The organism is Paenibacillus wenxiniae, assembly GCF_039822605.1.
Lineage (GTDB): Bacteria > Bacillota > Bacilli > Paenibacillales > Paenibacillaceae > Saccharibacillus > Saccharibacillus wenxiniae.
In genome coordinates this window covers 204,447-220,249 of sequence record NZ_JBCGUH010000008.1, presented here as the reverse complement: position 1 = coordinate 220,249, position 15,803 = coordinate 204,447, and the positions used below count along the sequence as shown (strand labels likewise).

Here is a 15,803-nt window from a genome sequence, read left to right as displayed (position 1 = left end):
CTCTCCGTGCGAGAGTGTGGATTGAAAGAATTTGGAGATAGGATCGATAGCTGCATAAAAAAAGTCACTCTCCGTGCGAGAGTGTGGATTGAAAGTTTTGAAAGATGGTTATATGAGAACCGATTATGGGAGTCACTCTCCGTGCGAGAGTGTGGATTGAAAGTATCGGTTATAATGAACCATTGTCTCGTCCGCTGGTCACTCTCCGTGCGAGAGTGTGGATTGAAAGCTTTAGCAGACACCTTTTGTTCGTTAACTAACGTGGTCACTCTCCGTGCGAGAGTGTGGATTGAAAGGGATAAAGTGAATGAATTCCAATCATCCGAATAACCCGTCACTCTCCGTGCGAGAGTGTGGATTGAAAGATGGTGTCCGATGCGTGTATGTACACCATAATGAAGTCACTCTCCGTGCGAGAGTATGGATTGAAATCCCTCTGGGGACTGCACCCGCTGCGGCATTCAAAAGTCACTCTCCCTACGAGAGTGACTTTAAACATCTAAATTTGTATTTTTAGTTTTAATGTAGTATCTGAGCCTTCCTAATGCGAGAATCTCAGAACAGAGGCAAGGAAACAAGAGGAAAGGACGATTTCTAGTGTTAGCGATCTTCTAACACGTGGTTCAATGAAGAGTGATTTTTGTGGAAGCAAAATATCTTACTGCTACGAAACATGGGGAATCTACCGTTACCTCTAATCCATAGATTCCCCATGTTCCACCTGAGTCCGTCCCCTTATTCCTTGACGGAGTGGAGTATGCCAATTCACCTCTGTTACCACACATCACACTAACAGGTTCATTCAAATCCCAACCACCACATTTGCATTATTCCAAATCCCCACCAACTGTATCCAAAATCCCAACCCCCTGTATGAACAAAATACATAGCCCTCCTTAGCACAATCCCCATTTCAAGCCAGCGCCTATAACAGCACACGACTTGCAATGTAAACCAACTGTACTACAAATCCAACCCATCTGTATCCACTACAGAACGTGATAAAAATCATAATAACTACCCCCAACTGTGATATTTATCACATATTTACAGCCGTCCATCCCCCATAATAAAGACATAGCCAGAACACAACTCACTGGCGCAGGATGACAAGTCAGCGCATAACAATATTTGTGATTTAATTCACAAATCATGGAGGGATTATCAATGTCCGTAATCGAACGCAACGTACAGGAAAACATCCAGCAAGCCTGGAGAGGATTCAAGCAGGGGAAATGGACAAATCATGTAGACACCAAAAACTTCATTGATGAAAATATCAAGCCTTATGTTGGTAACGAAGCTTTTCTGGCCGGCCCTACTCAAAATACAAATGATCTGTGGGACATCGTATCCCGTCTATCTCGTGAAGAACGTGAACGTGGTGGGGTATGGGATGTGGATGTGAACACACCAGCTTCGATCGTATCTCATGGACCCGGCTATCTCGACAAAGCCAAAGAGCAAGTGGTTGGCGTACAAACGGATGAGCCGTTCAAACGCGCTATTCAGCCTTACGGTGGCATTCGCATGGTGATCGATGCTTGTAAAGCGTATGGCTTTGAAGTTCCGCAATCCGTGATCGACATTTTCACCAATATCCGCAAAACGCATAATCAGGGTGTATTTGATGCTTACACCGCTGAGATTCGCGCCGCTCGCAAATCCGGTATTGTGACGGGTTTGCCTGATGCGTATGGTCGTGGTCGCATTATCGGTGACTATCGTCGTGTCGCTTTGTACGGCGTAAACTTCTTGATGAAACAAAAACAACAGGAGCATGACGAAACATTGGGCGAGTACATGGATGAAGCAACGATTCGTCAGCGTGAAGAGATTAGCGAGCAGTACAGAGCGCTGAACGAACTGAAACAGATGGCTGCGGATCATGGCTTTGATATTTCCAAACCCGCGCAAAACGCAAAAGAAGCGTTCCAATGGCTGTACTTCGGTTATCTGGCAGCGGTCAAAGAACAAAATGGTGCGGCAATGTCGCTCGGACGTGTATCTTCCTTCCTCGATATTTATATCGAACGCGACATCAAAGAAGGCATACTAACCGAAGAGCAAGCACAGGAACTGGTTGACCATTTTGTAATGAAACTGCGTATCGTCAAATTCCTGCGCACACCGGATTACAATGAACTGTTCAGTGGTGACCCTACATGGGTAACTGAATCGATCGGCGGTATGGCAGTAGACGGCACGACTCGCGTAACGAAAAACAGTTTCCGTTTCCTGCACACCCTATACAATCTCGGTCCAGCACCAGAGCCAAACCTGACCGTACTGTGGTCGGAACAACTGCCGGAAGGTTTCAAAAAATACTGTGCCAAAGTATCGATCGAAACGAGTTCGATCCAGTATGAAAATGATGATCTGATGCGTCCGATCTATGGCGACGACTACGGTATCGCTTGTTGTGTATCCGCCATGCGTATCGGTAAACAAATGCAGTTCTTCGGCGCGCGTGCGAACCTTGCCAAAACGTTGCTGTATGCGATCAACGGTGGTAAAGACGAGAAATCCGGTGCACAGGTCGGTCCTGAATATCCAGCGATCACATCCGAATATCTGGAATACGATGAAGTAATGAAACGCTACAAACCGATGATGCAATGGCTGTCCAAAGTGTATATGGATGCGTTGAACATCATTCACTATATGCATGATCGATACAGCTACGAACGGATCGAGATGGCGCTGCATGACCGTGATATTTTACGCACGATGGCTTGCGGTATTGCCGGACTGTCGGTAGCAGCGGACTCCCTGAGCGCGATCAAATATGCCAAAGTAAAACCGATCCGCAACGAGCAGGGCATCGCGATTGATTTTGAAATTGAAGGCGAATATCCTTGTTATGGTAACAATGATGATCGTGTCGATGCGATTGCAGTTGAATTGGTCGAAAGCTTTATGAGCATGATTCGTCAGCACAAAACGTATCGTGAAGCCGTACCTACTCAATCCGTACTGACGATTACGTCTAACGTTGTATACGGTAAAAAAACAGGGACAACACCGGATGGACGTAAAGCAGGCGAGCCATTTGCACCGGGTGCGAACCCAATGCACGGACGCGATAAAAAAGGTGCACTCGCATCGCTTAGCTCGGTAGCGAAGCTGCCATACGAGCATAGCCTGGACGGTATTTCCAACACCTTCTCAATCGTACCGAAAGCGCTCGGTAAAGAAGAAGAAACACGCAAATCGAATTTGGTTGCGATGCTGGATGGCTATTTCGGTAGTGATGCGCATCATCTGAACGTGAACGTATTTGACCGCGAGCAACTGATGGATGCGATGGATCACCCAGAGAACTATCCACAGCTGACCATCCGCGTATCCGGTTATGCCGTCAACTTTATTAAACTGACACGTGAACAACAACTTGATGTTATTAACCGCACGTTCCACAGCGCGATGTAATCAAATACATGGCTGTAAGTATTCGGTGAGTGCATCAACAGTAGCAGAACATGCTACCACGGATGCCTGACAGTAAGGCTCCACACCACCAATGGCTGCTGGACAGAAGGCTACAGCTGGTAGATCTGGATCGGTTCGCAACATGATCGATATATTGCAAATGGAATGATCTTTTCTTCACATCATTGTTGAGCAGGGTTCATACCATGATTGATATATTGCGAACCGGCAGACTGCTACCGTCGCTATTGGATACAAGATGATCCATATCGATCTGTTCGGTCATACTACTTATGAGAAAGGGGCTGAATGATCATGGTAACAGGCCGTGTTCACTCGCTGGAGACATTTGGTACCGTCGATGGTCCAGGTATTCGTTTCGTATTATTTATGCAGGGGTGTCTGATGAAGTGCCAATATTGTCACAATCCCGATACCTGGAATCTGGATGGAGGTAAGGTGATGCAGCTGGACGAAGTGCTGGCTGAGATTGAGCCTTATCTAAATTATTACCGTAGCTCCGGTGGTGGACTTACCGTTTCGGGCGGCGAGCCAACGCTGCAAGCCCCTTTTGTCAAAGCCTTATTCCGTGAAGTGAAGGAACGCTGGAATTTGCATACTACACTGGATAGCAATGGCTACAATGATGGTGAAAAGATTCATGAGTTGCTTGAAGTGACTGATCTGGTCATGCTCGATCTGAAGCATATTAACGATGAGAAGCATCAAAAGCTAACCGGTGTATCCAATGAGCGCACACTGAAGCTGGCACGGTGGTTATCGGATCATGGCCGCAAAATGTGGATACGACATGTATTTGTACCGGGCATCCATGATGCAGAGGAAGACCTGATCGCACTTGGTGAATTTATCGGCACATTAGATGGGGTGGAGAAGTTTGAAATTTTACCGTACCATCAGATGGGCATTTACAAATGGCAGTCGCTGGGTCGCATCTATCCGCTGGATGGCGTGCCTTCGCCGACAGAAGCCGAGGTGGAACGAGCTTATCGCCTAATTGAACAGGGGCGGCGTCAAACCGCTTGCGTTCGGTAAAAGATAAATGATAGTTGATTTGAAACACATTTGTATTCGGTTAAAAGATGTAACGATGTCAGATGTAAAGTGTAAGGTATGAGCGCTGACGTTGTGAAACACTAGGATTCGTTAAGCATAGATTACATCATAGATGGAACAGTTGCTTCTGCTTGTTTTCCTTTCCGCTCTATCTGCTGTGATACGTTCTGCTGACTGCTGAATCTTAATTCAATACAAGCTTTCCGTCGGTAAACTTATTTCCAATCGTTCATCAAGCATCTTATCGTAACGTGTATCCTGCGTGCAGGAATGATTACACGATGCGGTAAGATGCTTTTTATATGCGACGAAACTTGTTTACAACCGGTGCGGCTCCGTATAATAAATAAAAATGCAGCTAGCCGTCTTACGGACATAAGGGAGGATGAGTAGCATGAATACAGCACTAGCAGGCTGGACGTTGGAGCAGAAAGTTGGACAGCTGTTTGTATGCGGATTTCACGATATTGTACCGGATGAGCCAATCAAACAATTGATACAGCAATATCATATTGGTGGTGTCATTTATTTTCGTCGCAATATCGGTACAGCTACTCAAATCCATAGTCTATCCGCGAGCTTGCAGAATATGGCGAGCCAGCAAGGATTACCGCCGTTACTGATTGCGATTGATCAGGAAGGCGGCATGGTCAGCCGTATAGATGGGGAAGAGCTGAGTCAGATTCCAGGCAATATGTCGCTCGGTGCGGCAGATGATCTGGAGCTTACGGCAGCGGCGGCAACGATCAGTGCGCGTGAGCTGCATGCGCTCGGCATTAATGTGAATTTTGCTCCGTGTGTGGATGTGAACAATAATCCGCGTAATCCGGTCATTGGCGTACGCTCGTATTCGGAAAAGCCGGAAACGGTCGGATTGCACGGTGCGGCTGCAATTGAAGCGATGCAGGCGCAAGGCGTAGCGGCTACAGCCAAGCATTTTCCAGGGCATGGCGATACCGATGTGGATTCCCATTACGGACTTGCTTCGGTACCACATGATCGTCAGCGTCTGGAAGAGATCGAATTGCAGCCGTTTCGCTATGCGATCAAGGCAGGAGCCGATCTGATAATGACGGCTCATGTCATCTTTCCAGCGTTTGAACCAGAGCCTGTACCGGCTACGCTATCTTCATCCGTGTTGACGGGACTGCTGCGCGAACAGATGGGCTATAAAGGGGTAATCGTGACCGATTGTCTGGAAATGCATGCGATTGCAAAGCATTTTTCCATTCCAGAAGCAGCGGTTCGGGCCATACAGGCAGGAGCCGATCTATTGCTGGTCAGTCATACATTGGAAGATCAGATTGCAGCGATTGAGGCGGTTCGAGCTGCTGTGCAGCAAGGACGTATATCGAAGCAGCAGCTTGATGCGGCATTGGAACGGATTTTGGAACTGAAAGCACGGCGACAGATGGATGCACCGCCTGCAAGTGAAGCACAGTTAGCTGCATTGCTTAATGCACACGATACCGAAACCGTACTGCGACGAATCGCCGCTCATAGCATCACGATCGTGAAGGATGAGGGTCAGCTTCCACTCCGACGTTCTGCATCCGCTGTAGAAGGTGTGGTGATCTGGCCGCAGGTTATTCGCCGAACCGAGGTAGATGAGCCTGCACGTTATCAAGTGAATCTGGCTGAAGCTTTATGTTTGCAGGGCTTACCGGCACGTCAGCTTGTTATCGACGTAGAGCCAGACGAGTTGGAGCGTCAGCAGACTATGCAGCAAGCGCAGGAGGCAGGCTTTGTTGTGATGGTTACGTATACAGCCGCAGGCGAGTTACCAGAAGGACAGGCGCTACTCACAAAAACACTGCACGAGCACCTGCATGTGCCGTTTATCGTAGTCTCGATGCGCAATCCGTATGATTTGAACGCATTCCCGGACGTTAAAACGTATATTTGCGCTTATGAAAATCGTAAATATGCCGTAGAAGCAGTAGCAGCGGTGTTGGCAGGCGCAGCAACAGCAACAGGGCGTTTGCCTGTCACCTTAAATGGGCAATACGGCGTGCAGATTTGACCTGGTTGTACGGCTAAGCCTATACATTGAACATGCAGTTCTTCTTTAGATGTGAGACTGTGGTTCCGTTATCGACATCGACGAATAGACAAAATTCGCGCAGATCGTGATAAATATCAAATTCCAAAGCCTGTCCGTTCGCAGAGGACAGGCTTTTTTATTGTGATTTACAGAATATGTGTATATGATCATGTAATTGTGGCTGAAATGTGAACAACGATATTTTAACGCTGCTTTTACGAATCAGACAGAAACTTTTCCCAAATTGGAGCGTCTTATATAACGTGTCATTTCGGGGGAGTTTTATTTTGACATCTGCATGTATAGAAAAAAAGACATAAGAAGGAGTCGAACAATGAAATTCAAGAAAAGCATATTAATCGCCGTACTTGCCTTTACACAGGCAGTTGCGACATTCCCTGCATGTCAGGCATTTGCAGCAGAAGGCGATACAACAAACGGGATCGTAAAGGATGTGTATGGTGATCAATCATTAAATAATAATGGACTATCTACAGATTCCGGTGCAATGGGCACCGATCCAACAGGTATGGATAACACAGGAACAGGCACGAATGGTACGACCGTTCCAACTACACCACCTGTAACGACCACACCACCTCCTACAACCGTGCCACCAGCGACAGGTACATCTTCTGTAGTAACCGACGTGTACACGGCAGGACCTAACAAACTGATCTTTATGATGAATTCCAATCAGATTTATCGTGATGGCAAGTTGTATTTCTCCAACCAGCCGATGACCGTTAAAAATGGTGTCTCTTATGTATCTGTACGTGCACTGGTGGAACGTGTTGGCCTTACGCTTACATATGATTCCAGTACAAAAGAAACAGTAATGTCCAAAGATGGCAAAGAACTTCGTTTTAAAACAGATAGCAAAATTTACACCGTAAATGGCGTGCAATCGATGATGAAAGGTGCTTCGTTCCAACAAAAAGGAACATTTATGGTACCGCTGACTTCGATCACAGCCGCGCTGAATATTCCTTATACGGTTCAAGGTAAAATGGTCATTATGGATTTGCAAGTGAAGCCAACCGCTTCCTTTACGATATCCCCTAAAGATATTTATGCGACACAAACAACGGTAACGTATACAACCAAATCCAACACACCAGATGGCACGCCAATTACGGATGAGCGCTGGACAGGCCGTGAAGATGTGTTCGCAGAGGCTGGCGCGCATGTTGTAACGTATCAGGTTATGGATGCGAATGGACAGTGGAGCGACCCGTACAGCGTAACGATCAATGTACTTCCTCCGAACCAACCGCCTGTAGCGATGTTCACAACGAACAGCGATTCGTATCGTATGGGTGAATTGATCAGTTATACGGATATGAGTACAGATGATGAAAATGCAATTACCAAAACAGAATGGTCTAACAACCAGCTTGCTTTCTTCACACCTGGACCACAAACGATCACGCTGATTGTAACCGATAAGCACGGTGCAACAGGCACATATAGCAAAACAATTAATATTACAAACGACACATTGTATACAGCAGATGAGTTTTACCCGCTCTTCACACCAATTGGTGATTCGTTTGATTTTAATGGTGGTGAAGTGCCAGGACTTCAAGTGGCTCCATTCGAGGCTTCTTCCGAGCCTGTACGCTTGATTCGCAGTAATAGTCCAGAACGCGTAATGTCGGAAGGTATTGTGTATCAAGAGTTTGCAAATGGGCCAACTCGTTTTATGATTCACCATCTGAACGAAACAGGCAAACGCGTAAAAATGTACGTGATTGCTACGAACCCGAATGCAACACCAGCGAATATTAATCAGCTGGCAATCGGCTTTGGCGGACCAAACCAGTACGCTACAGCCGTAGGTAAAGTATCGGTTGATCGTTACTATCAATCGCTGCAATCCGGTAAAGATGCAACAACTATGACATTGCAGCCTGGACAAAGTCAGGTGATCTTCAATCAGTTGAACGCATCAACGATGCCAAATGATACCGTTATCTCACTATTTGCTGATCTGGTGAGTGACTCTAACATTCAATACACTGTGTTGATGGTGGACGAAAATGCAGATCCATTGCAGGCGATGAACACATTGCCGAAATTGGATCGCGATGGTATTCATAACCGTGGTACTTATGATAATTCGACTCGTTTGATTCATATCCCAGGTCTGATCGGAAATACAAGAGTTCGTTTGCCAATGGGCGACAACAACAGTGACCCTAATCTGGTCGGTACAGATCCATTGTCTGGCACAGATGCATCGAACGCTGGTAACTTTGGCGTATTGTACAGAATCAAACTCGATATGGTTGCACCGAATACGCTTATTTCCTTTAATGCTCGTGGCGGTCGTTACACTGGCTACATTTTTGTAAATGGCGTCAGCACACCGGTTAAGCGGAATTCGGCAGTGACAACAGCGAACGAGAATGTTGTTCTGTACCGTACAGGCAATCTGGATACGGAAGCTGTAGAAATCTGGTTCACAGCGGCACCAGGTAGTAACCTGCCTGTTAACTTGCTGTTCAACCAGATGCCAGCGAAAAAGCAATAATATAGTAGCTACGATATATGATATTGAGCTGATCTGTACAACATCACGTTGAATGGGCGTTACCGTTTCTTATTTATTTAGGATGAATAGGTTATGTCCAAAAGTACAGTTTTGCTCATGAGAAACGGAGTCGCCTCAGGCGGCTCCGTTTTTTATTTGAGATACTCGCAAAAGGACACATGATGTATACACGCTGCTTTTTGATACCCGATATATAAAACTAGAATATAGTTACAAAACCAGAACGTAGGTGCAAACTCGTCTACGTTCTGGCTATTTTACAAGATGTGGATCTCAATCCATCGATATATAGTAGGCATCAGACTAGAGAAACGATATGAAAGAACTGTAGTTCTTTTTAAAATTCGAGACGATTCCACTATAATTGTTCGGCACAGCGATTATTTTAGTGTATAATAGTTATGATTACGAATAGTGAATAGAAAGAGTGCGAAAGAACAGCACATTTATATTCACAGCAATGGAATATAGTTGAACATCCGGCAGTAGGATAGCATATGCCGGAATAATGACAGGAGGAGAACTCATGCTGTCTACAGAGCAGATTATTGACATTATGTCCAAGCAAGGGCTGCGTATTACCGATCAGCGTCGCACGCTGGCACGGCTATTTGCTGAAGCGCCGGGTTATCTGACGGCGAAGGACGTCTACGAATATATGGAACGTAAATATAGCGGACTTAGTTTTGATACGGTATATCGGAACTTGCGTGTAATGCAAGAGCTTGGTGTGCTGGAGCAGGTTGTATTTGAGGATGGCGTTAAATTTAAAAGCCACTGTAGCCAAGATCATCATCACCATCATATGATCTGTCTGCAATGCGAGAAAACGTACCCGATCGCTTTTTGTCCGATGGATATGACGGATATGCCCGAACAATTTGAAGTGATTCGACATAAGTTTGAAGTGTTTGGCTATTGTAAAGATTGTCGTGTGCAACTTGGTAATCTTCCAGGTGAGCCAGGCAGTACGACAGGTGGGGACGGTAAAGAAGGCCCGGCACTACATGTGAAAAAAAATGCGCTCGCCACCGCCGCTACAGGTGAATCTGTGGCAGGGAAAAGTCAGTGAATAAGCCGCAAAAATGGAGTCGGCGAGCGGTGCAGGTACCGATTCATTTTTATCGCAAATTTATTTCACCGCTCAAACCGCCTAGTTGCCGTTTTTACCCGACCTGCTCTCAGTATGCACTGGAAGCGATTGAGGTACACGGGGTGTTAAAAGGAAGCTGGCTTGCTGCAAGACGAATTAGCAAATGTCATCCATTTCATCCGGGTGGCATTGATCTCGTTCCACCTGCACGAGAGCGCACGCGCACATCGCTTGACAGTGCTGACGCCGATTAGGTATATTGAAGAGCATAGGAAGATGATAGTCATCCAGTGAACGGATAAGTATACAGAATAGGCACAGTGCAGAGAGCCGGAGTTGCTGCGAACCGGTCTGAGAGCCGCTGTAGAAGATGGTCCGGGAGGAACTGAAGTCGAGCGAAGCGGGATGACCGTAAGTAAGGCTACAGCGTGAGCCAGCGTTAATGGCTAGCCTGTACAGGCTAACGAGCCTGCTGTTCGTAAGGAAGCAGGGAAGTTGGGTGGTAACACGTGAGCACAGCTCTCGTCCCATAGGGGCGAGGGCTTTTTTGTGTCTGTTTGTGTCCGCACAGCTTATTGTCGCTGTTGAGCCAATTTATTTAGGAGGGGTATTCATGCCAGAAGAAAACAAAACGTTTTATATTACGACACCGATCTACTATCCGAGTGACAAGCTTCATATCGGTCATGCCTACACGACTGTCGCAGGCGATGCTATGGCGCGCTATAAGCGACTGAGAGGCTATGAAGTACGCTATTTGACCGGTACAGATGAGCACGGTCAAAAGATCGAACGCAAAGCTGCCGAAAAGGGACAAACCCCACAGCAGTTCGTCGATGGCATCGTAGAAGGGATTAAAAGCTTATGGGATAAGCTGGACATTTCCTATGATGACTTTATCCGTACAACCGAGCAGCGCCACAAAGATGTCGTACAGAATATCTTTGATCGTCTGCTGGAGCAAGGTGATATTTATAAAGGCGAATACGAGGGCTGGTACAGTATTCCGGATGAGACGTTTTATACGGAGACACAGCTTGTCGATATCGAGCGGAATGATCAAGGCGAAGTGATCGGCGGAAAAAGCCCGGATAGCGGTCACCCGGTCGAACTTGTGAAAGAAGCATCGTACTTCTTCCGTATGAGTAAATATGCGGATCGCCTGCTGCAATATTATCAGGATCACCCTGACTTTATTCAGCCGGAATCACGTAAAAATGAAATGATTAACAACTTTATTAAACCAGGACTGGAAGATCTGGCTGTATCGCGTACAACATTCGACTGGGGCGTTAAAGTTAAAAACGATCCAAAACACGTTGTCTACGTATGGATCGATGCGCTGTCCAACTATATTACAGCGCTTGGTTATGGCAGCGACAATGAAGAGCTGTTCAACAAATTCTGGCCAGCCGATATTCATCTGGTAGGTAAAGAAATCGTCCGTTTCCATACGATCTATTGGCCGATCATGCTGATGGCACTGGATCTGCCTTTGCCGAAAAAAGTATTCGGTCACGGCTGGTTGCTGATGAAAGACGGCAAAATGTCCAAGTCCAAAGGCAATGTGGTTGATCCGGTAACATTGATCGACCGTTACGGTCTGGATGCACTGCGTTATTACTTGCTGCGTGAAGTGCCATTCGGCTCTGACGGTACATTCACACCGGAAAGCTTTGTTGATCGTGTCAATTCCGATCTGGCAAACGATCTCGGTAACCTGCTTAATCGTTCGGTAGCGATGATTGATAAATATTGTAGCGGCACTGTGCCTGCTTATGCGGGTGCAGTTAATGAAGTGGATAGTAAGCTACAGGAGTTTGTGGGACAGACCATCGACAAAATCGAAACGGCGATGGAGAAGCTGGAATTCTCGGTTGCCCTGACGGCCATCAGTCAATTGATCAGCCGTACAAACAAATATATCGATGAGACACAGCCGTGGGTACTGGCGAAGGATGAAGCTAACCGTCCACAGCTCGACTCGGTAATGTATCATCTGGCGGAAGCACTTCGCATTATCTCGATCGTGCTGCAACCATTCCTGACTCGTGCGCCACAGCAAATTCGTGAGCAAATTGGCGTCGCGGATGGAGAGCTGACAACATGGGATAGCACACGTCAATTCGGGCTGGTGCCTGCCGGTACGAAGGTAACAAAAGGCGATCCGATCTTCCCACGTTTGGATGCAAAAGAAGAGGTTGCTCACATCGTAGAAGCGATGGGCGGCGTACTCAAATCTGCGGATGAGTCTGCACCTGCACCACAAGCAGACGCAAGTAAGCCTGCGGCAGAACCGGAAGAAGGCAAAGCAGAGATTAGTATCGACGATTTTGCCAAAGTAGAGCTGCGCGTTGCCCAGGTAATCGCCGCAGAACCGGTGAAAAAGGCAGATAAGCTGCTCAAACTGCAACTGGATCTTGGATTTGAGCAACGTCAGGTCGTATCCGGCATTGCTAAGTTTTACACACCGGAAGAACTCGTTGGTCGCAAAGTCATCTGCGTCACGAATCTCAAACCAGTGAAGCTGCGTGGTGAGGAATCCCGTGGTATGATTTTGGCGGCTTCCGAAGGCGATCAGCTAACACTGGCTACCGTGCCGGATAGTATGCCAAATGGTGCGCTGGTGAAATAAGATTGTACAAAAGGGATATGGCTAGGAACGGATATCGCTCATTTAGCTATTACGTAATGTAGTAGCGATCAAGGAATCGAGCGAATGTTCAAAAGAAATAATAGCTACGTTGCCACTTCAAACGGACGCTTGACGAACGCTTGAAACGGGTAGCATAGCTGCCAGAATCGAACCTTTTGCAGGCCTGGGAGCCTACATCTCACCGCCTACAAAAGGTTCTTTATCTGGCAAAAAAAGCACGCGAAAACTTGCCAATCACGCGACATTCCATGTATGATTATTGAATGAACCATAATCAATGGCCGCGTGTAATTGTCGGCACATTAACGAGAACGTGCATTCAAAGGGGGAGCAAGATGCCAACGCCCAGTATGGAAGACTATTTGGAGCGCATCTATCAATTAATTGAACAAAAGGGATATGCGCGTGTATCGGATATTGCCGAAGGGCTGGAAGTACATCCTTCGTCCGTTACCAAAATGATCCAAAAGCTGGATAAGGATGAATACCTTATTTACGAGAAATACCGTGGTCTTGTGTTAACGAGCAAAGGAAAGAAAATGGGTAAACGGCTCGTAGACCGCCACCAGTTGCTGGAGGATTTTCTGGATATTATCGGTGTAAATCCGGACTATATATACAAGGACGTTGAAGGCATCGAGCATCATTTGAGCTGGGATTCGATCACTCAAATCGAGACGCTGGTGGAATATTTCCGTCGTGATCCAGAGCGAGTGGAAGAACTCAAAAAGCTGCAAAACGAGCTAGTTAGCGACTCATAAGGCAGACATCTGTCGATTCCATGACAGATGTCTTTTATTTTGTGCGCAACTTTTGAAAGGGGATGCGGTCTAATTACATAGACAAACTCATCATGCGAAAAGAAGGCAACGATGGACGAAACGTCGGCAGTCGGTTACGAAAAGATTTACTGGAGGTACGGAGAAGATGAGATGGATGCGTTACATGTCGTTATTTCTGGCACTAATTATTCTAGTTCCGTCGATAAGCGGAACGCCAGCCTCAGCAGCATCGAATATTGCGATTGTGTTGGATGGTAAGCCTATTCAAGGAGATGCAGCTCCGTACATTACGAGCGATAGCAATGTGACGATGGTGCCACTACGCCTCATTAGCGAAAATCTAGGTGCTACCATTAACTGGGATCAACAGAGCAGTACAGTAACGATTACGAGCAATAGCAAAAAGCTGATGCTTACTGCGGGTCAGCAAACGGCAATGGTGAATGACCAGTCGGTTTCACTGGACACCTCGGTGCAAATTCGAGGTGGACGGGTGATGGTGCCGCTACGTTTTATCGGTGAAGGACTGGGCCTAACTGTAAACTGGAACCAGTCGAGTCAAACTGTAACGTTGCGGACAAGCGGGTATACGGGCGATGATGGATCGACGACTGGTAGTACGACAGGTAGCGGCAGCACACTGGGGACGCCACCAGCTAGCAATACGAAGCCAGCTACACCTTCTGCGAAAAAAGAAATGCGTGGTGCATGGATTTCCACGGTATTCAATCTGGATTGGCCAAGTACAGGCTCTTTCGGTAATGCAGACAAGCAAAAGCAGGAGTTTTCTGCGTTGCTGGATCAGCTGCAAGGCATGGGCATGAATGCGGTATTCGTACAGGTTCGTCCATCCGGCGATGCACTGTACAAATCATCCACAATGCCGTGGTCGAAATACCTGACAGGTACACAGGGCAAAAATCCAGGTTATGATCCGCTGGAGTATATGGTAGCGGAAGCGCACAAGCGCGGCATGGAGCTGCACGCATGGTTTAACCCATTCCGGGCAACAACAGATGCGAATACAGGCTCACTTGATCCGAGCAATGTGGTGCTTAAGCATCCAGACTGGGTGATCAAATTTGGTGGTAAATATTACATCAATCCGGGCATTCCAGCAGCACGTCAATCGATCATTGATACGGTGATGGAAGTCGTGAACAATTATGATGTAGACGGTGTACATCTGGACGATTATTTCTATCCATCTTCCGAAACATCCAGTAACAAATTTAACGATGATGCGACGTATGCTCAATATCAGGGCAAATTTGCCAACAAAGCTGAATGGAGACGCGGTAATATCAATAGCTTCATTCAGCAAATGGATCTCTCGATTCATGCAGCCAAACCTGCTGTACGCTTCGGTGTAAGCCCATTCGGTGTATGGCGTAACAAGTCCACCGATATTACCGGCTCTGATACGAAGGCAGGTGTGACCGCCTATGACAGCATGTCTGCGGATACACGCACATGGATCAAAAACGGCTGGATCGACTATATTGCTCCTCAGGTGTACTGGAGCCTGTCATTGCCAGTAGCCCGTTATGACAAAGTCGTGGACTGGTGGGTAAATGAAACGAAAAATACCGGTGTCGATCTGTACATCGGTCACGCGATCTACAAGCTGAACACGCCGGAGATCGGCTGGAATTCCTCGGACGAGATTATTAATCAGCTCAAGTACAACGCCAAGTACAGTACAGTGAAAGGCAGCATTTTCTTCAGTGCCAAAGACTTGAAGAAAAACCCACTGGATGTGCTGACGAAGCTGCGTTCCTACTGGGGACTGTAACACTTTCTATTCTAAATAGAGATTATATACAGAGAGCCATTTAAAAAGAGAGCAATTCGAGATATGAAAAGGTTGATGGCAGAGCGCGCGACTGCTCTATGATATAACAGCAAGCCCCCATTGCACCATGCGATGGGGGTTTGTTGTATCGTTAGCGATGAGCGGATTATTTTTGCAAATGAAACGTTAGATTGTACATATTGAATCACACCTGTAAAGAAATACAGAATCATATGTAAGCACATGTTTGAGCCAATTTCTAGTTCTTTATAGCCTTGTCTATACTAATTAAGAAAATAAAAACTCCAGCCATTTTTAGCATAACATGCCTGAAATCGAATGGCTGGAGTTGGATACATACAAATTA

General features: G+C 46.6%; 9 protein-coding genes, 1 CRISPR repeat array and 1 other annotated feature (1 of these 11 only partly in view). All 9 genes read left to right on the top strand.

Annotated elements, in window-relative coordinates:
* Positions 1 to 432: direct repeats of the CRISPR family, unit length 32 nt; unit sequence GTCACTCTCCGTGCGAGAGTGTGGATTGAAAG (it extends 70 nt beyond the left edge of the window).
* A 735-nt stretch (positions 433 to 1,167) separates the two neighbouring features.
* The 9 genes from pflB (at position 1,168) to AAHF22_RS16045 (ending at position 15,436) form a co-directional block, all read left to right on the top strand.
* The gene (pflB, locus tag AAHF22_RS16085) at positions 1,168 to 3,432 is read left to right on the top strand and encodes a formate C-acetyltransferase (RefSeq protein WP_347326042.1); all 2,265 of its coding nucleotides are present in this window, start codon (positions 1,168 to 1,170) and stop codon (positions 3,430 to 3,432) included.
* Between the two features lie 315 nt (positions 3,433 to 3,747).
* A complete protein-coding gene (gene pflA, locus AAHF22_RS16080; RefSeq protein ID WP_347326041.1) occupies positions 3,748 to 4,488 on the top strand; it encodes a pyruvate formate-lyase-activating protein in 741 nt (246 codons plus the stop codon).
* Between the two features lie 415 nt (positions 4,489 to 4,903).
* Complete coding sequence (gene nagZ, locus AAHF22_RS16075) at positions 4,904 to 6,532, top strand: beta-N-acetylhexosaminidase (RefSeq protein WP_347326040.1); 1,629 nt, start codon at positions 4,904 to 4,906, stop codon at positions 6,530 to 6,532.
* A 355-nt stretch (positions 6,533 to 6,887) separates the two neighbouring features.
* A complete protein-coding gene (locus AAHF22_RS16070) occupies positions 6,888 to 9,089 on the top strand; it encodes a stalk domain-containing protein (RefSeq protein ID WP_347326039.1) in 2,202 nt (733 codons plus the stop codon).
* Between the two features lie 547 nt (positions 9,090 to 9,636).
* The gene (locus AAHF22_RS16065) at positions 9,637 to 10,182 is read left to right on the top strand and encodes a Fur family transcriptional regulator (RefSeq protein ID WP_347326038.1); all 546 of its coding nucleotides are present in this window, start codon (positions 9,637 to 9,639) and stop codon (positions 10,180 to 10,182) included.
* Positions 10,179 to 10,457 carry a membrane protein insertion efficiency factor YidD gene (gene yidD, locus AAHF22_RS16060; RefSeq protein ID WP_347326037.1) on the top strand — a complete coding sequence of 93 codons (279 nt, stop codon included), beginning with the start codon at positions 10,179 to 10,181 and terminating at the stop codon, positions 10,455 to 10,457. The genes AAHF22_RS16065 and yidD overlap by 4 nt, the downstream gene beginning before the upstream one ends.
* A 27-nt stretch (positions 10,458 to 10,484) precedes the next feature.
* Positions 10,485 to 10,736, top strand: a binding site (T-box leader).
* An 80-nt stretch (positions 10,737 to 10,816) separates the two neighbouring features.
* Positions 10,817 to 12,838, top strand: coding sequence for a methionine--tRNA ligase (gene metG / locus AAHF22_RS16055; RefSeq protein WP_347326036.1), 2,022 nt, complete (start codon positions 10,817 to 10,819; stop codon positions 12,836 to 12,838).
* 356 nt (positions 12,839 to 13,194) lie between these two features.
* Complete coding sequence (mntR, locus tag AAHF22_RS16050; protein WP_347326035.1) at positions 13,195 to 13,620, top strand: transcriptional regulator MntR; 426 nt, start codon at positions 13,195 to 13,197, stop codon at positions 13,618 to 13,620.
* 166 nt (positions 13,621 to 13,786) lie between these two features.
* Positions 13,787 to 15,436 carry a family 10 glycosylhydrolase gene (locus AAHF22_RS16045; RefSeq protein ID WP_347326034.1) on the top strand — a complete coding sequence of 550 codons (1,650 nt, stop codon included), beginning with the start codon at positions 13,787 to 13,789 and terminating at the stop codon, positions 15,434 to 15,436.
* Positions 15,437 to 15,803 lie beyond the last annotated feature (367 nt).

Bases quoted from the DNA above. Each gene is read 5' to 3' on its own strand.
- pflB (WP_347326042.1), top strand. From the start codon at position 1,168: ATGTCCGTAATCGAACGCAACGTACAGGAAAACATCCAGCAAGCCTGG.
- pflA (WP_347326041.1), top strand. From the start codon at position 3,748: ATGGTAACAGGCCGTGTTCACTCGCTGGAGACATTTGGTACCGTCGAT.
- nagZ (WP_347326040.1), top strand. From the start codon at position 4,904: ATGAATACAGCACTAGCAGGCTGGACGTTGGAGCAGAAAGTTGGACAG.
- AAHF22_RS16070 (WP_347326039.1), top strand. From the start codon at position 6,888: ATGAAATTCAAGAAAAGCATATTAATCGCCGTACTTGCCTTTACACAG.
- AAHF22_RS16065 (WP_347326038.1), top strand. From the start codon at position 9,637: ATGCTGTCTACAGAGCAGATTATTGACATTATGTCCAAGCAAGGGCTG.
- metG (WP_347326036.1), top strand. From the start codon at position 10,817: ATGCCAGAAGAAAACAAAACGTTTTATATTACGACACCGATCTACTAT.
- mntR (WP_347326035.1), top strand. From the start codon at position 13,195: ATGCCAACGCCCAGTATGGAAGACTATTTGGAGCGCATCTATCAATTA.
- AAHF22_RS16045 (WP_347326034.1), top strand. From the start codon at position 13,787: ATGAGATGGATGCGTTACATGTCGTTATTTCTGGCACTAATTATTCTA.